Source organism: Alkalihalobacterium alkalinitrilicum (genome assembly GCF_002019605.1).
Lineage (GTDB): Bacteria > Bacillota > Bacilli > Bacillales > Bacillaceae_F > Alkalihalobacterium > Alkalihalobacterium alkalinitrilicum.
This window is the reverse complement of the sequence record NZ_KV917368.1, coordinates 3,377,297-3,402,702: the sequence shown is the minus strand read 5'-3', so window position 1 is coordinate 3,402,702 and position 25,406 is coordinate 3,377,297. Positions and strand designations below refer to the sequence as shown.

Here is a 25,406-nt window from a genome sequence, read left to right as displayed (position 1 = left end):
AGAAAATGACGAATCTACTTTCTAGAGTCCCTAAAACGGTAAGTTTAATCCTTGCACTTTGCATATTTTTTATTTCTTTTATTTTAAGTATCATGCTTGGAAAAACGCCGATTTCAATCAGTATGGTAATGGAAGCTTTTTTCAACTACGATGAAACGATTGCTGAACATGTGATTATTACAACGTCTCGTATGTCAAGAGCAGTAATTGCTACAGTGATTGGAGCAAGTCTTGCCATTGCAGGGGCATTGATGCAAGCACTAACTAGAAATCCTCTTGCAGCACCAGATATTTTTGGGATTAATGCAGGTGCTATTTTTTTTATTGTTGCTTCTGCTACGCTTTTTTCAGTTAACTCATTAGTTCATTATATGTGGATTGGCTTTATTGGAGCAGGCATAGCAGCTACTATCGTATATTTTCTCGGTTCAATTGGAAGGGATGGCTTATCGCCAATTAAAATAGTCTTAGCTGGTGCTGCAATAACAGCTTTGTTTATTTCCTTTACACAGGGGTTGCTTGTCATTAATGAGCAAGGGCTCCAGAGTGTTCTATTTTGGCTGGCGGGTTCAGTTGCTGGAAGAAGTATGGATATGATTTTACCAATATTACCATTTATTATTGGTGCAGGACTTATAACATTATTTTTAGGTAGATCGATTAATATTTTAGTTTCAGGTGAAGATATTGCCAAAAGTTTAGGTCAGCGGACCATACTAATTAAAACGACGATTGGTGTTGTTGTTGTTTTCTTAGCTGGTGGTTCAGTAGCGGTTGCTGGGTCGATCGGTTTTATCGGGTTAATTGTACCGCACATTGTGCGAGGGCTAATAGGAACGGACTATAGATGGGTAATCCCCTTTAGTGCTTTATTTGGAGCAAGCTTGCTACTTTTAGCAGATGTGGCTGCAAGATTTATTATTATGCCTCAAGAAATGCCAATTGGTGTAATGACAGCCCTTTTGGGAACTCCATTTTTTATTTATATTGCACGTAGGGGGTTAACAAAAAATGACTAATTTTATAACAATCAGAAATAAGTCAGGATCATTATCCTTTCAATTATATAAAAAAGCATTGGCGATTTCATTGGTTTTTATTTTCTTTACCATAATGCTTTTTATTTTAAGTTTATCAGTTGGGAGTAGTTTTATATCACCGTTTGCAGTAGTAAAACACCTATTAGGCTACGGGAATGGAGAGCATGATTTTATTCTTAATACAGTAAGACTTCCAAGAGTATTACTTGCTTTTCTAGTTGGGGCTGCGCTTGGTGTTTCAGGCTTGATTTTACAAGGGATTATTCGTAATCCACTTGCCTCCCCAGACATTATTGGTATTACAGGTGGAGCGTCTGTAGGAGTACTTCTATTTATCGTATTCTTACTGGGAACTGTAAGCATAAAATGGATACCATTAGCAGCTATTAGTGGAGCGGCAATTGTCTCTATTATTATTTATCTATTGTCATGGAAAGAAGGAGTAACTCCAATACGATTAGTGCTGATCGGTATCGGAGTTGCTGCAGCAACGAAGGCGATGGTACTGTTTATGATTGTCACAAGTGATACTGTTGCAACAACAAAAGCTTACATATGGATAACGGGGAGTCTTTATGGGGCCGATATGCAGGATGTTTTGTCGTTATTGCCATGGGTTCTTATACTGCTCCCAATTACACTCATGTTAGCAAGGATTGTTAATGTCATGGAATTAGGTGATGATATCGCTACAGGGCTAGGGGTAAAAGTACAGTTACAACGTTTTCTATTACTTTTCATTAGTGTAGCATTAGCAGGATCTGCAGTTGCCTATGCAGGTGGAATTGGTTTTGTAGGTTTAATTGCTCCACATATTGCAAGATTACTAGTTGGAAGATTATTTGGTGGACTAGTTTTTATTTCAGCACTAATTGGTGGCGTGATTGTTATGATAGCTGATGTTGTTGCGAGAACGGCCTTTTTACCAATGGATATCCCAGCAGGTGTATTTACCTCTGGGATCGGTGCCCCATTTTTTATTTATTTATTATATAAAAACCGAAATATGTAGGAACATGATATCAACAGTAAAAAGGGGTTGAGACGATGAGTATGTTAGAGGTAAGCTCTCTTACACTAGGCTATAATGAGGCAAATATAATAAAGGATCTTGATCTTGAAATTCCAATTGGAGAAATAACGGTATTTGTTGGAGCCAATGGATGTGGAAAATCAACATTACTAAGATCACTTGCTCGCCTTCTCAAGCCTAAGTCAGGTCAAATATTGTTATCTGGTGATAGCATTAGAAGTTTATCAACAAAAGAAGTTGCTAAGCGTCTTGCCATTCTTCCTCAAGGTCCGATTGCTCCAGAAGGTCTCACGGTTTTACAGCTTGTAAAACAAGGAAGATATCCTCATCAAAGCTGGTTAAAGCAATGGTCTAAAGAAGACGAAGAAATTGTAAATCAAGCACTAAAAGCTACAGGAATGGAACAGCTTATAGCTAGGACAGTCGATTCTCTCTCGGGAGGTCAGCGACAAAGAGCGTGGATAGCTATGATATTAGCTCAAAAAACAGACACGATATTACTAGATGAACCGACAACGTATTTGGATATGTCTCATCAGATTGAGGTATTAGATTTACTTTTTGATTTAAATGAAAAGAAGCAAAGTACGGTAGTTATGGTATTACACGATTTAAATTTAGCGTGTCGATATGCTCATAACATCGTCGCGGTAAAGAATAAAAATGTATATTCACAAGGTAGACCAGAAGATGTGATTACAGTAGAGATGGTAAGAGATGTTTTTAATATGAATTGTGATATTAGAACAGACCCATTATTTGGAACACCATTATGTATTCCATATGGTAATGGAAGAAAAGTTAGACAAAACGTACAGTATAAAAAAATATTATAATATATTGCAAAGTTCATAGCTAAGAAAAAGCTAGAAACTATAGCAAAACGTTGATGAAGATGAAATCATTTTAGCTTCGAAGAAATCATTAATTGTCATTAATCATAAATTCTTTTTAAAAAAAATCCATGATTTAAATCAATTTTATCCATTGTTTATTGTGGACTCGTAACATACGATTTCACTAGTCTGGTGTATGTGTAAGTAAGGAGGTGCCACATTTTTAAACTTTATCTTTGGACATTATCTTTTCTTAAACCTTATCGTTTTCAGGTAGTCTTGTTTGTGTTGATCGGATTACTGATTACAGCTGGGGAAATGGCGATTCCAATAGTTATTGGATTATTCATTGATCATGTATTACCTGAAAAAGACCTCTACTTGTTTTGGATGTTATTGGGCGGTTTGGCAGTTGTATTCGTCATGATCATTCTACTAAAAGCGTGGAGTCATTTATTAGAGAGGATCATTACCGAGAAAGCAGCACGTGATTTGCAGCTGACTATTTTTCAAAAGCTGAGAAAGTTAGGCTTCCCTTATTATGAAAAGCATTCTGTAGGAGAATCGCTATCACTAATAAACACAGAAGTAACGGCTATTCAAGAATTGTATCGTGAGTATTTTCCTTCTATTTTAAAACATAGTCTTATTGTCATTGTTATTTTTAGCATTTTACTAACGATAAATATGAAGTTGGTCATCATGATGCTCCCCATTTTTGTTTTGTACTATTTTATCGGTCCCATTTTTGAAAAAAGAACGATCCATTCAACGATTGAAAACGCCGAAGATCGTGTTCAGTTAAATAAAAAGTACTATGATAGCATGTCCTCACTAACAGAACTTAGAGCTCACGGGCGAACAGGTTGGGATTTATCAAGGATGCATCAGAAGCTGCACCGATTTAATAACAGTTGGGGAAAAGTGGAAATTTATGCGTGGCTGCGAGGGGTACCCCGACGTTTAATTGTCTACGGAGGTGCAGTAGCTCTTTATTATTACGGCATTCATCTCGTTTCTGCAGGAGAGTTAACGGTTGGTGAATTTGTTACGTTTGCTTTGTATTACGGTATTTTAACCTTCGATGTTACCTTCATCATGACACTTCTTATTGAGGTGAAAATCATTATGGTGCAGGCGAGGAGGCTCTATGAATTAGAGCAGTTAAAGCCTGAGGTGGTAGAAGTAGCTTCTGTTATACCAATGGAGAAGGCAAGAGGTGAATTGGTGTTTCGCAATGTCTCCTTCAGTTATCCAACCTGCGAGAAGGTTGTCGATAACTTTTCTCTGATAGTGGTGCCTGGTGAAAAAATTGCACTTGTGGGTGAGAGTGGAAGTGGAAAGACAACGGTACTTAAGTTAATTGGACGTTTTTACGATCCAGAAGGCGGTGAAGTATTAGTAGACGGAATCCCACTTAAGAAATTGTCGTTCAGTTCATTACGGCATTCCATTGGTTTTGTGTTTCAAGAGACGTATTTATTTGGAACGTCCATTAAAGAAAATATTCGTTTTGGAAATCCTAGAGCTACAGACGAGCAAATATATGTGGCTTCAAAGGCTGCTCATGCTCATGAGTTTATTACAGCGCTTCCAGATGGCTATGAAACTGAAGTAGGGGAACGTGGGTATAAGCTATCGGGTGGTCAAAGGCAGCGGATTGCGATTGCTCGTATGTTTATTAAAAATCCTGCGATTATTGTACTCGATGAAGCAACCTCAGCCCTTGACAATGTAAGTGAGCAAAAGGTGAAACGTGCGATCGATAATCTGTTACAAGGCCGAACGACAGTCGCTGTGGCCCACCGCCTTTCGACAATTGAAGACTTTGATCGTATTGTTGTCATGGATCAAGGCCAAATCGTAGAAGAAGGGAAGTATGAGGAGTTACTAGAAAGACAAGGCTTCCTGTATCAGTTGGTTAAGGGAGGGAAGCAGGTTGGCTAATGTAAGGTGGCTGTTGGCATATGCTAAACATGTTAAACGGTCGATACTTCTTACGACAGTGATTTTTATCAGTATGAACGTAAGCTATATCGGTATTATTAGTATTCAGCAGAAGATCATTGACGAAATTTTTGTAGCAGAACAGTATGAATTGCTTTTACCGATTATGCTTCTGTTTAGTGCTGTTGTTATCGTTCATGTGTTGGCACATGTGTTTGGGGGTTTTGCCTATGTAGGTCCGACGAAAAGGGTAAATAGTAAGCTTTCGAGTGATTTTATGGAGTTTATTCACAAGCTGCCTATCCAAGAGTTACAAAAAGAACGCGTGGCCAAATATGTACACTATTTTTCAAGTGATATTCCTTCGCTTGCGAAATTTATTACGACAAACCTGCCATCGATCCTGGCAGATATTGCGTCACTGATTTTTTTAATTTACCTAATCGGTAGTGCCAATTGGTTATTGGTTCTATTTATTAGTATCGTTTCTGTGTTGTACGGGTTTATCGCTTATTATTTTAAGCCAAAGGTTCAAAAAGTGAGTAAAGAGGTACAGGATAAAAAAAGTGAACATCTTGTTGTTGTCGAGGAAGGAATTTCATCGACGCGAGAGGTGCTGGCTTTTCATCAGATGGACTGGGAAAAAAAGCGTTATGATCAGAAGTTTGAACAGTATTTTTCCCAAGTGATGGGGCAAGGAAAGCTCTTAAATAAGCAGTTGTTTGTCAGTGAACCAATAAAATGGGGAGTCATCCTAATTGTCCTAGGTTTTGGTGGTTATTTAGTACTCGTTGATCAAATGACACTCGGGATGTTTGTAGTTTTATATGCGTTTACCAATCGCTTCATGGAATCGTATCAGTTGTTGTTTGAAAACTTAATGGATATTGCAAAACATCTCGGTTATGTAGAACGGATCAGGACAATGATGGAAAAAGAGCAAATGGATGACGGACAATTCGTCTTACATGATGAGATAAAAAAGATAGACTTTAAGAAGGTGAGCTTTTCTTATGGTGAAGGATTGCCATATGTATTACAGCAATTAAGTATACACATTCCTGCGGGGAAAAAAATAGCATTTGTCGGGACGAGTGGCGGAGGAAAATCAACGATTGCTCAGCTCCTAATTCGCTTTTTTGAACCAACTGAGGGACAAATAACGGTAAACGGAATGACTTTATCAGAAATAAGACGAAAGGATTGGCAAAAACGGGTTGATATTGTCTTTCAAGAGCCCTATTTATTTCCAGATACGATTAGAATGAACATTACATTAGGTCGAGAAGACATTACGGAAGAACAAGTAATCGATGTATGTAAGGCACTTCATATTGACCATGTTTTTCAAGCTCTTCCATGTGGGTATGATACCGAAGTTGGGGAGCGAGGAATTACATTATCTGGGGGACAACGACAGCGCCTCGCTTTAGCAAGATCGATTCTTCATAACCCAGAGGTATTACTCCTTGATGAAGCAACATCAGCACTAGATTTAGAGACAGAGAGACGCGTTTTAAACAGTATTGATACGATAAGAGAGGGAAAAACAACCATTGTTATTGCCCATCGGCTATCAACAGTTAAAAATGCAGATCTTATTTTTGTGATGGATAAAGGTCAGATTGTAGAACAAGGTAGTCACAAGGAATTGATGAAGCAGGGAAGAGTATATAAGCAGCTAGTTTATGCACAAAAAGTGAATGAACAAGAAGAAGTGGTAAGTTCCATTGCACCATAGCTTTATCAAAAAAGTCTGTATAGTTATTAAGAGTTTCTAAATAAGAATGATTTTTACATTCATTAAGGAGATGTTGCTTGTGGTTGCCGTTGATTTTAATTTTATTGAAGAAAACTTTTATTGTATACGGTTTTCTGATCACCCTGGAAAATTATATTCTGTTACGCTTTTACAGTTACAGGAAAAAGAGCGATTACGTGAGTTTATTGACTTATATAAACCGAAAATTAAAGCATTAACTGATGATGTAGCAGCAACCTATTTTTGTAGCGCCTACGGGTGGTTTTTATCAGGGCTTCAATACATTTTAGCAAACTATGACACTACGTATAATAGTTCGTTGTCTAATGTAGAATTACAAATGTATTATAATAAGGTAAAAAACTCCTATGGTATATGTTTTCGTTTACTAGATCTAGAAGAAACACCGTTACCAAAGACGAAAGGAACTTGGAGAAACTTAGTTACTGAAAAACTTTATTATGAAAATGTAATTCCAACCATTAACCTTCTAACTGATGCAACTGCAGTAAATGTAACTAGCTTATACGGTCAGCTTTCGATTGGCTTATTTTACGGACATGATATGGTAATACAAAAATCAAAAACAATAATAGAAAAACAGAAACTAGAAGCAGATTTTAAATATGTAACAAAAGAACTTGAACCTTCTCTATTTGGTTTAAAGAAGAATCCATTGGACATCCAATTTCGTATGATCGAAAGTCCAAGAGAGGAGGGCGTGATGATTCGGATGAAGCCATCGTGCTGTTTATATTATCAAACAGTGGGGGTAACAACAAAATGTTATAGTTGCCCTAGAATGAGTGAGAAAGAAAGAGCAGAACGTAAAAAAGAAATTGTCGCTAGAATGGTGTAAAATACAAATAGATATACCGAAATATAGAAAACCTTGTCACTTATGTGTGGAAATTTTTTTTGATAACAATGTTAACATTGAGGTAAATTGACGGAGGACTTCTCATAAGTTTAACGAACTTTAGAGAGGCTTCTTTTTTTCATCTTGTGTAACATGTAGATATACGTCTTTTGTTATTTGATCATCAGAATGACCGAGCCGTTCCATGAATTGTTCTAGCCCAACTTAGCCTCTGCTAGTAAAGACGTATGAGTATGCCGATGTGAATGTGGTGTTAGACTTTGATTTAAATTTGCTAACTATAATAATCTTCGCATTCAATTTTCAACAGTTTATCCTGGGTTACGTTTGTCTTTTGCAAAGACAAATCCCTTGTCACACTAAGTATCACGATAACGCATTTTTTTTATTTTTAGCAAAAAGATGTTTTTTGAACTGGTTTATAACTTCTGGATCTACAAATGGTACACTTAAATTTTTTTCGTCTTTGGGAGTAACGAGCTGGTAGTTAATAGTATTGGTGGTATGTTGATCAAAGTAAACTTTTTTCCAATTTCTAGCCAATTCATCCACACGCATTCCCGTATAAGATAAGGTGAGAAAAACTAAGTAATCCATGGCAAATACCTGCTTATGAGCAGTATTTAAAAAATGAGCAAGTTTTCCTTTTCTAGATATTTAGGAGGATCTTTTTTATTTGTTCCAACTTCATCACTTTTTAAAATCGATGGACACCATCAAGGGTGTTATCAGCATAGCCTTTTTCTTTTAAATCATAATTAATATTAGAGTGTCCATTATAAAGGGACAAAACAGTTGTATCATCATTTTCAAGACTCTATAATTTATTGTATGATTAGAACTTAGTTTTTAAGGGGTTATAACGATTCATTGGTTTTGGGAATTGAAAAGTTCTGTAATCCATGTAACAACGAGAACAGCAACTAGGTTTCCCTTAGTAATTCAATAAAATGAAAGCGTTAACATGGACTTTGCTATATAATATTTTATAACTCAGTGTAACGAATAGGGGCTGAAAATGTGTGGCTTGATAGGAGTTTCCTTAACACTGGGCAACGGACATTGGCGATAATATTGGGGCTCGCTCTGTTTGAAAAAAGTAGACGGCACTCCCCAGTGTTATATAAAAATTTTTCTAGTAAGGATTTTGAGGAGGTTTAGAATATGCCAACAACGGAAAATACAAATCATCTTTCCTCGGTAAAAAATACGTTGAAAATTTTACGAGCTTTTGAAATGGGAAAGCCTCAAAAAGGAGTTCGTGAACTTGCTTCAGAACTTAACATGGGGAAAAGTAGTGTTCAAAGAATTTTAGCGACTCTTGCTTCTGAAGGATTTGTTAGAAAGAATGAAGAAACGAATAAATATGAATTAGGTGTTTCGGTATTAGAATTAAGTTCTATCGTTCTTGGAAACCTCGATATATATACCGAAGCTCAATCTATCATTAAAAGTCTAGCAGAAAAAAGCAAAGAAACAAGTCATATTGCTATATTCCAAGGCGATAAGGTAGTGTATTTATGCAAAGAGGAAAGTGATCAATCTATTAATTTAGTATCTTATCCTGGCTTACATAATTATGCTCATTGTACAAGTTCAGGTAAGCTCCTCCTTGCATATAGTCGTGAAAGTTTTGTAGAACAGATCATTCTCGGAGGTTTAAATAAATTTACGGATTATACCATTACTAGTCCTGAAATATTTAAAAAACAATTGTCGATTATTCGTAAAAATGGATTTTCGATCAGTAGGGAAGAATTTCGAAAGGGCGTCACATCCTTTTCTGCTCCCATCAGAGATCACACAGGAAATGTAGTAGCTGCAATTAATATTGTAGGGCCAAGTGTACGTATGACAAATCAACGAATTAACATATTATTAAAGGATTTGATCCGTGCGGGTGAACTTATTTCAGAAAAGCTTGGATACTGGAAGCGCTAAAAGGATATTAATTTTTGTAATTTTCTATTTGTTGCGATGCATTTGAATGGTTTTGGAAATTGTAAAGATTGACCAAGGTATTATTAACCTCAAAGAAGCAGGACAGCATTTACAAGTAGATGTTCCTGATAATATGATAGATATAATTCAAAATAGTGATCTAACGAATATAAAACAGTTAGTAGAACGTATAAAAGAAAACAGTTCATTTCAATATGAAAATGAAGAATTACTTGAATATTTACCTAGTGTAGTAGATCCTGAAAAAATTATTTGCGTGGGATTAAATTACCTTAGTCATGTAGAGGAAGCAAAAGTAAAGGAAATTCCGAAAACGCCTGTTCTATTTAGTAAATTTAATAGTACATTGACAGCTCATAATGAGGCGTTTACCCTTCCTAAAAATGCGGAAAAATTTGATTATGAAGCGAAGTTAGTTATTGTAATTGGTAAAGAAGCTAAAAATGTTACGGTGGAAGAAGCATTATCTTACGTATTTGGTTATAGTGTGGGTAATGATTTTTCTGCAAGAGACTTACAGTTTACTACAAGTCAATGGTTGCTTGGGAAATCCCTTGATGGTTTTGCTCCTGTTGGGCCATGTGTGGTAACAGCAGATGAACTTGACCCAACAAATTTGGAAATCCAGACGAGAGTAAATGGTGTCATTCGCCAATCATCTAATACAAAACATATGATTTTTAATTGTGCTACAATTGTTAGCTATATTTCTGAGCATATGACTTTAAAGCCTGGTGATCTTATTTTTACTGGGACACCAGAAGGAGTTATTATTGGCTATCCAGAGAAAGAACAACAGTGGTTAAAGTCTGGTGATGTCATAGAGATTACAATTGAAAAGATAGGAACGCTAAAGATTATTTTACAATAATAGTTAAAATGGGATAGTGAAGGAGCGTTCGGATGAAAACAAATGGTGAGATCATATTAAATGATTTGTTGCACATTTCTCAAGAAAACGGACTTCTGTATACGAATAATGAACGAGCGGTTGTAACATCAACAAATGCGTTTAGTACATTACAGCATGATTTAATTAAAAATATTGGCAGTAAACGAACCAAAGCGTTTTTCTTTAACTATGGATATCATTTAGGGGAAGAAGATGCAAAAGAAGTTGCTGTAAAGGACCCGCTTTCAATGATGGAAAAAATAGCATATGGACCGATTATTCATTCGTTAAAAGGACATGCGAAATCTAGAATTACAGAAGCTGAATTAAAAATGGATGAGAATAAAGTCGTCTCGCTTCTTTATAAAGGCATCTGGGAACATTCATTTGAGGCCGAACAATATGTTGAAAAGTTTGGTATCAGTGATGACCCTGTTTGTCATAGTTTATCGGGTTATGCTAGTGGTTATGTCTCTTTTTTACTAGGTGAGAAAGTGTTCTTTAAAGAGTTACAATGTAAAGGTCAAGGGGCACCTTACTGTATATGGGAGGGACGCCTTGTCTCCGATTGGCAGGAAGAAGCAGAAGAATATTTTTCGTATTGCAAAGAGTTGCCGATTCTTAAGGAGCTGGAACAAACGAATGAAAAGCTATTGCAGGAAAAAAACAATTTATCCTTTGTAACAAAAATTCACCAAGATTTAACGGATGAGATTATTAAAGGCAGTACGTTAGAAACGATTATAAAAAAAGTAAATAAACAAATTAATTTGCCGATTGTCGTAGAAGATAAACGTCATCAAGTGTTAGTGTGCAGCGGAATTACTCTAGAAGACTATCAACCTCTCAAAAAGGAGTTTGATGATTGGTTGAAGGAAGGTCAATCGGTCGTGAAGACGATATTTCTTCATAGTGAAAAAGGGACGCGACTTGTGACGCCGATTATTTTGTTAGGAAAAATCGTCGGCTATTGTTCATTTTTATATAGAGAAGAAATTACCAAACAAGAAATTAATTCCATGCTTATTGGGAGGTTGGCTTCTGTATGTTCGCTCATATTTTTGAAAGAAAAAACAGAACTGGATTCTATGGAACGAGCGAAAAGCCATTTCTTTGAAGAGATAATTAGCGGAAAATATTCTTCTGAACAAGAAATAATGAGAAAAGCCGACTATTTTCAGCTGGATCTTGCTGATAACTATAATGTGATTTACCTGAAATATCAATTTACAAGACAATGTGAAGAAAAGAAAGTGACGCTTTATAAAGATATTTACGAGAGCGCTTTCGACTTCTTTAACCGAAAGAAAATGAACGTTTTAATCGATCAAAAACCAGATAGTTTAATTCTCTTCATAACTGAAATTCAACGAAAAAACCAAACCATTGAGAAATTAACGATGTCACTTGTATCTTGGATGCAAAAAGAAATGAAACATGCACATTTTTTAGTCGGAATCAGTTCTTTAAATCATAATATTTTGGAAGTCGGAGTTGCCTTTGAAGAAGCGCGTGCTGCCGTACGCCTTTCTTCAAGAGATAAATGTATCACTACGTTTAATGAACTTGGAATGATTGGTGTTTTGATTAATGAAAAAAATGAAAATGTGTTGCGTAAAATTATTAAAGAAACCTTAGGCATACTATATGAAAAAATTGATGAAAATAAGATAGTTTTAATGGATACTTTGTATCATTTTCTTAAGAATGGCGGCAACTTGGAACAAACTGCCGATGAACTGGCACTATCAATTAGCGGTCTACGTTACCGCTTGAATAAAATTACTGAAATCCTTGGCCATGACCTTCGTGAGCCGCAGTTGCAATTTCAATTACTGATCGCTTTAAAAGCGTTAAGAATTATAGATTATGATTTAGTCGTTAGTAAAGTTGAGAGGTGAAGCACAGCTAGTCCGTGTCTTCACCTTTTTTTTATATGTTTATTTGCCATTACTTCTCTTTACGAAATTTTACTAACAGCAGCTGTTAGTTTTTTTGTTTCTTTCCAACAGGTCTTGTCATTGTGCGGAATATTCAGATAATTTATTCTTTAAGTAAGCTAAATAAATTTAGTAAGTATCACAAGAAATGGAGCTGATGACAATGTATACAGGAAAAGAATATTTAGAAAGTCTAAACGACGGTCGAGTTGTTTATTTAAATGGTGAGAAAATCGATGATGTTACGAAACATCCTGCTTATCGAAACTCAGCGCGTTCATATGCAAGAATGTATGATGCTCTTCATGATCCAGCAACACGTGATATCTTAACGGGTATTAATGAATATGGAGATCGAACACATAAATTTTTTATCACGCCGAAAAACTCAGAAGATTTATTAGGGGCACGCGATGCGATCGCAGAATGGTCTAAATTAAGCTGCGGCTATATGGGACGAACTCCTGATTACAAGGCGTCATTTATTGGTCATTTAGATGCTCTTTCAGGCTATTATGAAGGTTTTGAGAATAACGCAAAAGCATGGTATAAAAAAGCAGCGAAAGATGTTCCTTTTGTAAACCACACGGTGATTAATCCACAAGTCGACCGTTCGAAGCCACTTCATGAAAATAAAGATGTTTATGTTCGTGCAGTTGCTGAAAAAGACGATGGAATAATTGTAAGCGGTGCCAAAATGGTCGGGACGGCGGCAGCCTTAACGCATTATAACTTTGTCGCAAACTATGGACCGATGGATTTAGGCGATGGAGACCATAGTCATGCCCTTATCTTTTTTGTTCCAATGAATGCTCCTGGGGTAAAAATGATTAGCCGTCAATCGTATGAATTACAGGCCGTGACAAATGGAACACCATTTGATTACCCGCTATCTAGTCGCTTTGATGAAAATGATGCGGTCATCGTATTAGATAACGTATTTATTCCATGGGAAGATGTTCTTTGTTATAAAAACATTAAAATCTCTAATGGTTTTGTACCAGAAAGCGGCTTTGTTAACCGTTTTACATTCCACGGTTGTACTCGTCTAGCCGTGAAGTTGGACTTCATGACAGGGCTATTACTAAAAGCAACAGAAGCAGCTGGAACAAACAAATTCAGAGGAGTTCAAGCTCAAATTGGTGAAGTTGTAGCTCTTCGTAATATGTTCTGGGGACTGTCAACAGCGATGGCAACGGATCCTGACCAAGGGCCAAATGGCTTAGCTATACCAAATGGCGCTTCAAGTGCAGCTTACCGGGCACTAGCACCGCAAAGCTGGGTGCGAGTGAAAAACATTTTTGAACAAGTGGTTGCAGGAGGATTAATTCAACTGCCATCAAATGCTAAAGACTTCCTTAACCCTGAACTGAAACCATATTTAGACCAATATTACCGTGGTACAGGTATCGGTGCTGAAGAAAAAGTGAAACTATTAAAAATGGTTTGGGATGCAATTGGTACAGAATTTGGCGGCCGTCATGAGCTATATGAAGTCAACTATGCAGGCAACCATGAAAATATTAGAATAGAAGCTTTACTCCACGCTGAAGCGGTTGGTGTAGCTGATCGAAGTAAGGCGTTTGTTGAGTCGACTATGCAGGATTATGACTTGAATGGCTGGACAAATGATACATGGATTAATCCAGAGCAAAAAGTATTAGCAAAACAATAACGAAAAGAGGTAAAAAAGTGATGGATGATCGTAAATTTCGCAATGCAATGGGGAAATTTGCTACTGGTGTTACAGTAATTACAACAGAGGTTAATGGCGAGATACATGGAATGACAGCGAATGCGTTTATGTCCGTATCACTTGATCCGAAATTAGTTATGATTTCAATTGGTGAAAAAGCACAAATGCTAGACAGAATAAAAAATAGTAAAACATTTGCGGTAAATATTTTATCGGCAGAACAACAGGAACTGTCCATGCTTTTTGCAGGGCAAGTGAAAGAAAAGAGAGAGATAAGCTTTGGGCGATTAGGGGGAGTCCCTGTAGTAGATGGGGCAATCGCTCAAGTAGCATGCGAAGTCGCTAACGAACATGTTGAAGGTGACCATACGTTATTCATTGGTAGAGTAATAGATATTCAACTCGATGAAAAAGAACCACTTGTTTTCTATAATGGCCAATATCGTACATTAGTACCGAAAGAGGCTCTTACAAACAAGTAAATTAAAAAAATATAAATAAAAAGGTAAATATGAGGAGGAAAAAAATGAACAATTTTCAAGAACCAATTTATGATGTAGCACAATTAGCACATGTGGAGCTATTCTCACCGAAACTGGAAGAGTCAGTAGAGTTTTTTACAAGATTTTTAGGAATGGAAGTAACAGCTCGTCAAGGAGGATCTGTATACCTTCGTGCTTATGAGGATTTTTATCATAACACATTGAAGCTTACGGAGTCCGATCAAGCTGGTTTAGGTCATGTTGGCTGGCGTGCTTCATCGCCTCAAGCACTTCAACGTCGAGTAGAGGAACTTGAAAAAGCAGGGGTAGAAGGCGGTTGGATAGATGGAGATATTGGTCATGGACCAGCATATCAGTTTACATCCCCTGATGGTCATCAGATGGAAATCTTCTGGGAAGTTGAATATTTTAAAGCAGAAATAGACCAAAAATCGAAGCTGTTAAATCGTCCTTCCAAACGACCTGATCGTGGAGTTCCAGTCCGTCGCTTAGACCATATTAACTTAATGACATCTAATCCAGCAGCAGATACAAACTTTATGTTAGATCATTTAGGGTTCCGGTTAAGAGAGCAAATACAAGATCAAGGTAAAGTGCTAGGTAGCTGGATCAGTGTTTCTAATCTTGTTCATGAAATCGCTTTCATGCAGGAGCCGAATCAAGAAAAAGGAAAGCTACACCACCTTTGTTACTGGTATGGTATTCCGCAAAACCTCTATGATATTGCTGATCTCCTAAAGGATCATGGCTATTCCGTCGAGGTTCCGCCTAATAAGCATGGAATCAGTCAAGCATTTTGTATGTATGTGTATGAGCCAGGTGGAAACCGAATTGAATTATTTGGTGACGCAGGCTATCTTATTACAGACCCAGCATGGGAACCAGTTATTTGGCAAATGGAAGATGTTCCTGGTATCGGTGATACTTGGATCGGTACAGCATTCCCTGAATCATGGTGGTTACGCGGTACCCCAGTAACGAATCCTAATGTCGTTAAATCCTAATTAATGTTCAGAATATTAACTTGATAGCAGTGGGGGAAGATGTCCCCCACTGAATGAAGTTTCACGTTATTTTTACTAGTAACAACGTTTCCATCGATAGTAATAAAGTTGTAGTTTTCTAATTTAGGAGGGAGTTTTTTGGAAACCATTCAGATCTCAACCAGCAACCGCCACTTGAAGATAACTAATGCAAAGCCTTGTGTGATGGCACTTGGATTTTTCGATGGGGTTCACATCGGGCATCAACAGGTGATCAAGGAGGCAAAAAGAATAGCGGATGAAAAAAAGCTCCCTTTATGTATGATGAGTTTTTTTCCCCACCCGAAGGAAGTTCTTTCAAATGGAAGAAAAATTGTTCCTTACCTTATGCCAATATCAGATAAACAGAGGATATTTTCTGAATTGGGGGCCGATACGTTTTACATTATTGAGTTTAATCGTGAATTTGCATCCTTGTCGCCAAAAGAGTTTGTTCAAAAATATCTGCTTGATTTTAAAGTAGAACTAGCAGTTGCTGGCTTTGACTTTACGTACGGCCGCAGCGGCGAAGGAAATATGGATCGTATGAAGGACGACTCTAACGGACAAATCACTGGAATCAAAGTGACTAAAATTGAGTTCAATGGTGAAAAAATTAGCTCGACTCTGATTAGAAGTTTACTATTTTCTGGAGAGGTAGAAAAAATTCCCGATTATTTAGGAAGTTACTATCAAATCGAAGGTAAGGTTACAATTCTTTCATCTTATGGCGAATTATATGTAAATCCTTATTACTTGTTGCCGCCATCAGGAATTTACGAAGTGACAGTATGTAGTAAACAGATGAATACAAAGCTAGTAGCAGTAGTGAATGATGAGAAATTAAAATTGATCAATCTCAGCGGAAAGCTGCTTTCATTTAAACATAATGAAGTGGTTAGAATTCAGTGGAATAAACGTCTACCGAATGGGATGTGCAGCCAATTAGATCGTACATTTCAATTTCGAAAAGACCGTGTATCGAATCGTGTGGTTGTTTGATAACTTCTGAAATTGGCGCCAGATGATGCTTTTTGTGGAAGTAGGAAAGATCTCGAAAGGCTAACTCAGAAAAAGCGCTTTTTGTAGCAACAGTAAGAGTTAGCTTTTTATTTGTTAGGGACGAAAAAAAGCTACTGAGTCACGATCAAAGTTTATTGTATCAGTGAAAGTAGAACAAAGCGAAAACACGGTAGTTAATAATTAACCCAATTTTAAATAATGTCCTTTATACAGGGACAGATAGATTGTGGAGTAACTGTATCTTTTCTAAACTAGGAAATAAGAAAATTAAACTTTGTAAATTTTTTAATATAAATCCAAATTCTTGAGGTGTTTCATTTATAACATGTATCAGCAGAACGTAAATCATAATGGATGAGAAGGGGAAGGTGTAACAAATATGTCCAAGGTTAAAGTTGCGATCTTAGGATCAGGAAATATTGGGACAGATTTAATGTACAAAATTTTAAAAAATGAAGAAACCATGGAGCTTTCCATGATGGTCGGGATTGATCCAGAATCTGAAGGGTTAATTCGTGCACAAAACATGGGAATTCATGCAAGCCATGTAGGAGCAAAAGCGATTTTGGAAGATCCAGACATTAAGATTGTCTTTGATGCAACAAGTGCAAAGGCACATATGGCGATTGCCGAAGAGTTCCGCAACGCAGGAAAAATGATGATTGATTTAACACCAGCTGCAGTTGGACCTTATGTTGTGCCACCAGTCAATCTCAACGCACATATTGAAGCGATGAACGTCAACATGGTTTCATGTGGCGGCCAAGCAACAACACCACTTGTTCATGCGGTTAACCGAATCGTTCCTGTTCACTATGCGGAAGTCATTGCGACAGCAGCAAGTAAAGCGATTGGGCCAGGAACAAGACAAAATGTCGATGAGTTTACACGCACAACGGCGAATGCGATTAAAGAAGTCGGTGGGGCCCACATGGCTCGCGCGATTCCGGTGTTCAACTCAGCGGTGCCAGAAATTAAAATGACGAATACGGTTTATGCTGTCATTAAAGAAAATGATTTTGATGAAACGGCGGTAAAAAAATCGGTAAAAAGCATTGTAGAAGAAGTATCTAGCTATGTACCAGGGTATCGCTTAAAAGGTGAACCGTTCGTTGATTATCGTGACACGCCTTGGGGACGCTTACCAGTTGTCGTTATTATGAATGAAGTGGAAAGCACGGGTGATTTCTTCCCGTCGTACGCAGGAAACTTAGATATCATGACAGCGTCTGCACGCAAAGTTGGAGAGTTATATGCTCAGCACTGTCTAGGAACGAAGGAGGTCTCCCAATGAAACCAAGAATTACAGATACAACATTAAGAGATGGATCACATGCAGTAAGCCATAGTTTTTCTCCAGAACAGGTAAGAGAGATTGTTGGTCGCTTAGATGAAGCTGGTGTACCAGTGATTGAAATTAGCCATGGAGCTGGTTTATTCGGATCAACAATTCAACAAGGGTTTTCTGTTCATTCGGAATTTGATTTGATCAAGACTGCAATTGAAACTGCCAAGAATTCAAAAATCGCTTCATTATTCGTTCCTGGAATTGGAACGAGTGAAGAACTTCGCCAAGCGGTGGAAATGGGGATTGGTGCGATTCGAATAGCGGTTCATTGTACAGAAGCAGATGTAACAGAACAATATTTCCGCTTAGCGAAAGAATTAGGCATTGAAGCTGTAGGCTTCCTCATGATGTCTCATACGCAACCAGCAAGTGTAATTGCGGAACAAGCAAAATTAATGGAATCGTATGGAGCCGATTGTGTCTATGTTGTGGACTCGGCGGGAGCACTTGTACCCAAAGGAGTTAGAGAAAGAGTTTCAGCATTAAAAGAAGCACTTTCCATCGAAGTCGGTTTCCATGCTCATAACAACCTCGGGTTAGCGATTGGGAACTCGATCGCTGCTCTAGAAGCAGGCGCAGATCAAATCGATGGAACGTTACGCGGCCTTGGGGCAGGCGCAGGGAATGCACCAACTGAAGCATTAGTCGCAGCATTAAATAAGATGGAAGTCGATACAGGAATTAATTTAGCGGTACTCATGGATGTTGCCGAAGATGTTGTGGCACCATTAATGCCTGGTCCGATCATTATCGACCGCGATAACTTATCAAGTGGATACGCTGGCGTTTACAATAGTTTCCTATTACATGTTCGCCATGCCGCTGAGAAGTTTGGGGTTAGCCCTTCAGAAATTATGGAAGAGTTAGGAAAACGTCAAGCAATCGCTGGTCAGGAAGACTGGATTTTAGATGTAGCTGTCGAGCTAGCTGAGAAAAAAAGACTAAAAGTTTAAGAGAATCGCTGGGTAAAGTGAGCGGCGACACGTTCTAGCAAGTTGGAACGTTGGGGGAACAGGTGGAGTCCAGGCTCAACCTAATTAGAACTTCCCACCTAAGCTACGCTAAGAGGTGGGGGTCACTACCCTAAAAATTTAACCAGGATAAATATTAAAGGAGTGACAAACGTGATCGTTCAAGAATCGGCAAGTCGCTTATTAGAAGCAGAAAAAACGAAAAATGTCATTGAACCGTTAACGGTAACTTTTCCTGAAATAACCGTCGATGAGGCGTACCACGCTCAATTAGAGATCATCCGTCAAAAAGTTGAAAATGGTGCGATCATAGTTGGGAAGAAAATTGGGGCGACAAGTAAAGCGATCCAGAATATGTTTGGTGTAAATGTCCCTGATTATGGTCACCTTCTCGACGACATGATGTTTGTCGAAGGAGAAACTATTTCGCTTTCTCAGTATATTCAACCAAAAGTAGAGTTTGAGATTGCCTTTATTTTAAAGAAAGATTTAAAAGGTCATAAAGTGACGACATTGGATGTTATTGAAGCAACCGATTATATTGTTCCTGCGATTGAAATTATCGATAGTCGCATTGAAGATTGGAAGATTAAATTTGAAGATACGGTCGCAGACAATGGGTCATCGGCAAGCGCGATCATTGGTGGAAAGCCGACAAAGCTAGATGGTATTGATCTTACGAATATCGGAATGGTCGCTTATAAAAACGGTGAAATCCTTGACTCTGCCGCAGGTGCAGCTGTTTTAGGGAACCCACTTCGTTCAGTGGCGTGGCTGGCAAACTCATTAGCGAAGTATGATGTTTCGTTAAAAGCGGGTGAGATCGTACTATCTGGAGCACTCACAAGTGCAGTGCCAATTGAAGCGAAAGATACATTTACTGCTGAGTTTGCTCATATCGGTTCAGTGTCTGTTTCGTTTAAAGAATAAAAGGAAACTAGGTGATAAGAAATGGCAAATACAAATGTAGTCAACGTAATTGATCAAATCGCAAATGAATTGTTTGAAGCGGAAAAAAATAAAACGTCGGTCAATAAGTTTGTCGATCGTTTTCCTGAGCTAGATGAAACTTTAGCTTATCAAGTTCAAGAAAAATTGGTCGAGTTAAAATGTGAAGCAGAAAACACGGTAAGAATCGGACGTAAGCTTGGTTTAACAAGTAAAGCAAAACAAGTAATGATGGGCGTTCATGAACCATCTTACGGAGTTTTACTTGAAAGCATGCAGCTTTACGAAGGCGAGAAAATCTCCATTGCGCCGTTTATCCATGCGAAATTAGAACCAGAAATTGCGTTCGTCTTTAAGAAAGAGCTGAAGGGGCCACATGTCACGGTTGCTGACGTGTTAGCGGCGACGGAATTTATTGCACCAGCCGTTGAAATTATCGACAGTCGCTTTCAAGGCTTTAGTTTTACATTGGCTGATGCCGTTGCTGATAATTCCTCGTCCTCGAAGTTTATTATCGGTGACCGTTTTTACTCACCAGAGAAATTTGACTTAAAACTCATGGGAATGGTCTTCAAGAAAAACGGTGAAATCATTTCTACGGGGGCTGGCGCTGCAGTCATGGGGCATCCTGCAAGGGCGATTGCTTGGCTTGCGAATAAACTTTATAAGGTTTGCCAAAGCATTCAACCAGGTGAAGTTGTGTTAAGTGGTTCACTATCAGGTGCTGAGAAGATTGAACCTGGTGACCATTTCTCTGCAAGCTTTGACGGAATTGGAACGGTAGAAGCGGTTTTCACGGAATAAAACAGACTAGCTTTTTGGACTCATAAAAAAAGATAAATAGAAAGGAGCGAAACTTATGCCATTTATTCAAGTTAATATTTTAAAAGGGAGATCCCCTGAACAAAAGGAAAAATTAATTCGAGAAATGACCAATGTTGCGATGGATGTACTTGATGCACCTGAACAAGCCGTACGTGTGATGATCCAAGAACTGGAACCTGAGCATTGGGGCATTGCAGGAGAATCAGTAAAAAAACAGAAGGAGACTTCGAAATGACCAAGCTAAAGACAGAGCTTAAACAAGTTGAACTATATATTAATGGAGAATACGTTCAATCTAGTAATCAAGCAATCTTTGAAGTCAAAAATCCAGCTACACAAGAGGTCATTGCCTATGTAAGTCAAGCATCTGAAGAAGATGTTGATAAAGCATGTCAAGCCGCTCGTGAGGCGTTTGAAAATGGACCTTGGCGTACGATGACAGTCGCAGATCGTTGCAATAAGCTGCGCCGCATGGCGGAAATTATTTTAGAAAGAAAAGAAGAAATTGCACGGTTAGATGCAGCGGACGTCGGTAAACCATATGAGATGGCACTTGGGATGATCCCGCGTGCCGCAAAAAACATTAGCTTTTTCGCCGATTTCTTCGAGCAGCAAGGTGGAGAAGCTTACCCGATGGAAGATGAGTACCTAAACTATACACGGTATGAACCAGTAGGGGTGGCATCATTAATTACTCCGTGGAATGTACCATTTATGTTAACAACTTGGAAGCTAGGGCCATGTTTAGCTGCTGGAAATACAGCGGTTATTAAACCAGCAGAAATGACACCACTATCGGTATCGCTTCTTGGTGAAATCGCAAAAGAAGCTGGAATTCCTGATGGCGTCGTCAATGTTGTCCATGGTTTAGGTGGCGTAGTTGGGACGGCTCTTACGAAGCATCCTGAAGTTGATTTAGTATCTTTTACAGGCTCAACCGCTACAGCAAAAAGAATCATGGAAAACGGATCGGCATCATTAAAGAAAGTATCGTTTGAGCTTGGTGGAAAAGCGGCAAATATCGTCTTTGAAGATGCCAACCTTGAAAAAGCAGTCCCAGAATCGATCCGTGCCGCATTTATGAATTCAGGGCAAGTTTGTCTTGCAGGATCAAGAATTTTAGTTCAGCGTTCCATCTTGGATGAATTTATTGAGAAATTTAAGAACGCGGCGATGGCATTAAAAGTTGGCGATCCGCAAGAAGAAGGTACGAAAATGGGACCTGTTGTAAGTGAAGCCCACTACAAAAAGGTCACGAGCTATCTTGAAATCGCGAAAGAGGAAAATGCCACGCTGATTTGCGGTGGAAAACGTCCTGAACACCTGCAAACGGGCTTTTATCTCGAACCAACAGTCTATCTTCAGGAAGATCATACAACGCGTTTATGCCAAGAAGAAATCTTTGGTCCCGTCGTAACGATCATTCCATTCGATACAGAAGAAGAAGCTCTTCGTATTGCTAATGATACGGATTACGGGTTAAATGGAGTAGTTTGGACAGAAAACTTGCAACGCGCTCATCGTATTTCCCATAATGTGCGAGCAGGAACGATTTGGGTTAACTGCTGGTTTGTTCGTGATTTACGTGCACCATTTGGTGGATTTAAGAAAAGTGGAGTGGGCCGTGAAGGTGGTCAACATAGCTTGGAATTTTTCACAGAAGCGAAGAACATTTGCATTGCTTTAAAATAAACTCTTTTATCAACAAATAAATGAATGAATGATAGAAAGAAATTTGTCTTGTTATCGATGAAAGGCGTACGTTTAAGAAACATAAAATGTGCGCCTTTTTCTGTCACTGAAAACACGAAACAAAGGACAAATGCATGCCAGAGAGTAAAGGAAATTTAAATAAATAGCTCTAAGAACAGCACTTTTTTACACTATAAAACTTCTTTAATGGAGTGAACTGTTTGACGTGACATCGGCTTCCACCATCATTAGAAGGAACTGTGTCACTTTAATTTATTTAATTTGCAAAATTTGTTGTTATTGAAAGGATTTTGTAATTTATCTCTTCACCTACTAATGGATGTTGAACCTTACATTAAAGCATGGAGAGCCATGTTTTTAATTGTTTGAAACTCTAATAGTTAAATCAAACTTTTATAGTAAAGGAATACCAGCCACCACTCGTTGTCACATTTTTAGGGATCCAAGAAGAGTAGTAGAAGAGCTAAACAAGCACCTCACAATATGAATAGGAGTTACCCGCTTGTATATTCAATTAATGATATTTTTTGTAAGTGTTTTTTTCTAGTTTAGGGTAATGACAAATTCAAGAGGAGATAATGAGCGGTATTGAATCATTATTGCAAATGATTAAGCCAAAATAATCAAGGGGTAAATCGCAATGACTTTTCAAGAACCAGAATTTCAAGGTGTTATTGGAAAAACAGTTGAGGAATCGGTTCCACATTGGCCAGAACCAACAACACCTGAAAAAGGTGCACCGAATGTTGTCGTCATTATGTTAGATGATTTAGGATTTGCTCAGTTAGGCTGTTATGGGTCGGATATTAACACACCGAATATTGATCAGCTAGCGGATGAAGGGGTACGTTACAATAACTTTCATACAACAGAGATGTGTTCGCCAACACGAGCATCACTATTAACAGGGCGAAATCCTCATTCAACAGGGGTTTCTTTTGTTACCGAGTTTGACAGTGGCTTCCCCAATTGTTGATAGCTCCAGCAATGATTGATTTAGGCGTAACACCAATGGCTGCTCATATGTTTGTTCTATTCTTTGCAACGGTTTCTAACTTTACACCACCGATTGCTCTAGCATGTTTTGCCGCTGCACCAATTGCAAGAGACAACCCACATAAAATCGGGTTTGCAGCAACAAAATTAGGAATTATGGGCTATGTTCTTCCATTTATTTTTGTCTATAATTCTGCAATTTTATTAGGAACTAGTCCTGAAGCTGGAATGATGGATGTCGTAATTTCTATTTTATATGTAATCATTGGAATTAATATTTTATCTGTCGCAGTCGCAGCGTATTTATTTAAAGATTTGAGCTGGATGAAACGAGCGATTCTCACAATTTTATCCGCTGTCATTATGGTCTCAATCAATAGCGAAGCAGGTTGGCTTATTAATACAGTTGCATGTATTTTAGCGCTAGCAGTATTCATGCAAGAATGGCTGGCAAAACGTAAAGTTTCTGATCGTGATACGGAAAGTCAAAAACAGGCGTATGACATTGGCTAATTTGCAAGATAGAGAAAATCACTTTAGGTAATAGGATAATTGAAAATTAAAAAAATTAGAATTGTATATTATAAAGGGACAAGGCACTACAAAAGCTTTTAAGGCTAAGATAGTATGATCTTGTACCTAGGTAAAGCAATGTCTATTATTAAACTTTAAACGGTTGAATAACTAGTATCACCTTATACTTTAAGCTTAAGGAGGTGAAGCTCAATATCCAAAAGAGACCTTCTATTTATTTTATCGATATTAGACTAGTAGGTTATCACCAGTAAGTTACAAGACATTTAGATGGATCATGCTAAGTTCAACTAACCATCACTAGGGGTAAACAAAGCCCCATTGATAAATTGATTAATGTTTCCACTATCGTAATAAAACATAAAAAAAAGGGAGAGATTTATTATGACAAAAATTCAAGAACCAATTTTTGATGTTGCTCAGCTTGGTCATTTGGAGATTTTTTCACCAAAACCAGAAGAGACAGTAGATTTTTTTAAGAGATTTTTAGGAATGAATGAAACTGCTCGCTCTGGACAATCTGTTTATTTAAGAGCATATGAAGAGTCTTACCATAACTCATTAAAAGTAACAGAATCTAAACAAGCGGGGCTCGGCCATGCTGGATGGCGTACGGTTTCTCCGCAAGCGCTTCATCGTAGAGTCGAAGCGGTTATGAAAACAGGTCTTGGTAAAGGCTGGATTGATGGAGATATCGGACATGGTGAAGCGTTCCAGTTTACGACACCTGATGGCCATTTGATGGAACTATTCTACGATGTCGAATACTACCAACCAAAAGAAAACGAAAAATCAAAACTATTAAACCGTACTACGAAACGTCCTGAAATTGGTGTACCTGTACGTCGCTTAGATCATCTGAACCTTATGTCATCAAACCCAGGAAGAGACACGCAATTTATGACAGATGCGTTAGGTTTCCGTGTTAGAGAACAAATTCAAGATAACGGAAATGTGATCGGAAGCTGGATTAGTGTTTCTAACCTTGTTCATGAGATCGCTTTCATGCCGGAACCTAATCAAATTTCAGGGAAAATGCATCACCTTTGCTACTGGTATGGAATTCCGCAAAACTTGTATGATTTAGCTGATTTATTAAAAGATCATGGCTATTTTGTTGAAGTACCACCGAACAAACACGGCATTAGCCAAGCGTTCTGTATGTATGTATACGAGCCAGGTGGCAATCGTGTGGAACTTTTCGGAGATGCAGGTTACCTGATCTTAGACCCAACGCACGAACCAGTTATTTGGGATATGAAGGATGTACCTGGAAACGGAGATGCGTGGATTGGTAGCGCGTTCCCTGAATCATGGTGGTTACGTGGAACTCCAGTAACCATTCCTGAAACTTCTAAATAAGCAAGCGAACTCGCTCCAGCAAGCTGGGATCATTGGATCATTGGGATCAGATGGAGCCCAGGGCTCCATCTGAAGAGAACTTACCATCTACGCAAAGAGGTGGTGGGCCTTACCCTAGAAGCTAAACAAGAGAAAAAAACACCTTTCAAAAATGTAGGTTATGCCTTATAGGG

General features: G+C 38.1%; 23 protein-coding genes. 22 read left to right on the top strand and 1 reads right to left on the bottom strand.

Annotation, left to right across the window (positions count from 1 at the left end; all coding sequences use genetic code 11):
• The first annotated feature begins 5 nt into the window (after positions 1-5).
• From BK574_RS16355 to BK574_RS16330, 6 genes are all read left to right on the top strand, one after another.
• Positions 6-1,019 carry a FecCD family ABC transporter permease gene (locus BK574_RS16355; protein WP_078429340.1) on the top strand — a complete coding sequence of 338 codons (1,014 nt, stop codon included), beginning with the start codon at positions 6-8 and terminating at the stop codon, positions 1,017-1,019.
• On the top strand, positions 1,012-2,052 hold the full coding sequence (locus BK574_RS16350; RefSeq protein ID WP_078429339.1) for a FecCD family ABC transporter permease: 1,041 nt from the start codon (positions 1,012-1,014) through the stop codon (positions 2,050-2,052). The genes BK574_RS16355 and BK574_RS16350 overlap by 8 nt, the downstream gene beginning before the upstream one ends.
• Before the next feature lie 35 nt (positions 2,053-2,087).
• Positions 2,088-2,909, top strand: a complete 822-nt coding sequence (locus BK574_RS16345) for an ABC transporter ATP-binding protein (protein ID WP_078429338.1) — start codon at positions 2,088-2,090, stop codon at positions 2,907-2,909.
• 285 nt (positions 2,910-3,194) lie between these two features.
• Positions 3,195-4,856: an ABC transporter ATP-binding protein gene (locus BK574_RS16340; protein ID WP_078429337.1), complete on the top strand. Its 1,662-nt coding sequence runs from the start codon at positions 3,195-3,197 to the stop codon at positions 4,854-4,856.
• The gene (locus BK574_RS16335; protein WP_078429336.1) at positions 4,849-6,597 is read left to right on the top strand and encodes an ABC transporter ATP-binding protein; all 1,749 of its coding nucleotides are present in this window, start codon (positions 4,849-4,851) and stop codon (positions 6,595-6,597) included. Before BK574_RS16340 ends, BK574_RS16335 begins: the two co-directional genes overlap by 8 nt.
• A 79-nt stretch (positions 6,598-6,676) precedes the next feature.
• On the top strand, positions 6,677-7,477 hold the full coding sequence (locus tag BK574_RS16330; RefSeq protein WP_078429335.1) for a (2Fe-2S)-binding protein: 801 nt from the start codon (positions 6,677-6,679) through the stop codon (positions 7,475-7,477).
• Positions 7,478-7,864: 387 nt separating this feature from the next.
• Here the strand turns inward: BK574_RS16330 and BK574_RS16320 are convergent, their stop codons facing one another.
• Positions 7,865-8,095, bottom strand: a complete 231-nt coding sequence (locus BK574_RS16320; protein ID WP_078429334.1) for a hypothetical protein — start codon at positions 8,093-8,095, stop codon at positions 7,865-7,867.
• Positions 8,096-8,662: 567 nt separating this feature from the next.
• On the opposite strand from BK574_RS16320, the gene BK574_RS16315 reads away from it, so the two are divergent.
• The 16 genes from BK574_RS16315 to BK574_RS16240 all read left to right on the top strand — a co-directional run bounded on the left by BK574_RS16315 (position 8,663) and on the right by BK574_RS16240 (position 25,233).
• Positions 8,663-9,439, top strand: coding sequence for an IclR family transcriptional regulator (locus BK574_RS16315; protein WP_078429333.1), 777 nt, complete (start codon positions 8,663-8,665; stop codon positions 9,437-9,439).
• A 46-nt stretch (positions 9,440-9,485) separates the two neighbouring features.
• Complete coding sequence (locus BK574_RS16310) at positions 9,486-10,331, top strand: fumarylacetoacetate hydrolase family protein (protein WP_078429332.1); 846 nt, start codon at positions 9,486-9,488, stop codon at positions 10,329-10,331.
• A gap of 32 nt (positions 10,332-10,363) precedes the next feature.
• Positions 10,364-12,253: a XylR N-terminal domain-containing protein gene (locus BK574_RS16305; protein WP_078429331.1), complete on the top strand. Its 1,890-nt coding sequence runs from the start codon at positions 10,364-10,366 to the stop codon at positions 12,251-12,253.
• A 202-nt stretch (positions 12,254-12,455) separates the two neighbouring features.
• Entirely contained in the window at positions 12,456-13,967 is a 1,512-nt protein-coding gene (locus BK574_RS16300) for a 4-hydroxyphenylacetate 3-hydroxylase family protein (RefSeq protein WP_078429330.1), read from the top strand.
• Positions 13,968-13,987: 20 nt separating this feature from the next.
• Positions 13,988-14,470 (top strand): flavin reductase family protein, encoded by a 483-nt coding sequence (locus BK574_RS16295; RefSeq protein WP_169917353.1) that lies wholly within the window; start codon positions 13,988-13,990, stop codon positions 14,468-14,470.
• Positions 14,471-14,514: 44 nt separating this feature from the next.
• Positions 14,515-15,495, top strand: coding sequence for a catechol 2,3-dioxygenase (locus tag BK574_RS16290; protein WP_078429328.1), 981 nt, complete (start codon positions 14,515-14,517; stop codon positions 15,493-15,495).
• A gap of 138 nt (positions 15,496-15,633) precedes the next feature.
• The gene (locus tag BK574_RS16285) at positions 15,634-16,515 is read left to right on the top strand and encodes an adenylyltransferase/cytidyltransferase family protein (protein WP_078429327.1); all 882 of its coding nucleotides are present in this window, start codon (positions 15,634-15,636) and stop codon (positions 16,513-16,515) included.
• A 400-nt stretch (positions 16,516-16,915) separates the two neighbouring features.
• Positions 16,916-17,830, top strand: coding sequence for an acetaldehyde dehydrogenase (acetylating) (locus BK574_RS16280; RefSeq protein WP_078429326.1), 915 nt, complete (start codon positions 16,916-16,918; stop codon positions 17,828-17,830).
• Positions 17,827-18,837 carry a 4-hydroxy-2-oxovalerate aldolase gene (gene dmpG, locus BK574_RS16275; protein WP_078429325.1) on the top strand — a complete coding sequence of 337 codons (1,011 nt, stop codon included), beginning with the start codon at positions 17,827-17,829 and terminating at the stop codon, positions 18,835-18,837. Before BK574_RS16280 ends, dmpG begins: the two co-directional genes overlap by 4 nt.
• A 171-nt stretch (positions 18,838-19,008) precedes the next feature.
• Positions 19,009-19,785, top strand: coding sequence for a 2-keto-4-pentenoate hydratase (locus BK574_RS16270; protein WP_078429324.1), 777 nt, complete (start codon positions 19,009-19,011; stop codon positions 19,783-19,785).
• 21 nt (positions 19,786-19,806) lie between these two features.
• Entirely contained in the window at positions 19,807-20,607 is an 801-nt protein-coding gene (locus tag BK574_RS16265) for a 2-keto-4-pentenoate hydratase (RefSeq protein WP_078429323.1), read from the top strand.
• A gap of 55 nt (positions 20,608-20,662) precedes the next feature.
• The gene (locus tag BK574_RS16260; RefSeq protein WP_078429322.1) at positions 20,663-20,863 is read left to right on the top strand and encodes a 2-hydroxymuconate tautomerase; all 201 of its coding nucleotides are present in this window, start codon (positions 20,663-20,665) and stop codon (positions 20,861-20,863) included.
• Entirely contained in the window at positions 20,860-22,320 is a 1,461-nt protein-coding gene (locus tag BK574_RS16255) for an aldehyde dehydrogenase (protein ID WP_078429321.1), read from the top strand. Before BK574_RS16260 ends, BK574_RS16255 begins: the two co-directional genes overlap by 4 nt.
• A gap of 661 nt (positions 22,321-22,981) precedes the next feature.
• Positions 22,982-23,317 (top strand): sulfatase-like hydrolase/transferase, encoded by a 336-nt coding sequence (locus BK574_RS16250; RefSeq protein WP_078429320.1) that lies wholly within the window; start codon positions 22,982-22,984, stop codon positions 23,315-23,317.
• 11 nt (positions 23,318-23,328) lie between these two features.
• Entirely contained in the window at positions 23,329-23,850 is a 522-nt protein-coding gene (locus BK574_RS16245) for a TRAP transporter large permease subunit (protein ID WP_218970585.1), read from the top strand.
• 405 nt (positions 23,851-24,255) lie between these two features.
• Positions 24,256-25,233, top strand: coding sequence for a catechol 2,3-dioxygenase (locus BK574_RS16240; protein ID WP_142247983.1), 978 nt, complete (start codon positions 24,256-24,258; stop codon positions 25,231-25,233).
• The last annotated feature ends 173 nt before the right edge of the window (positions 25,234-25,406 follow it).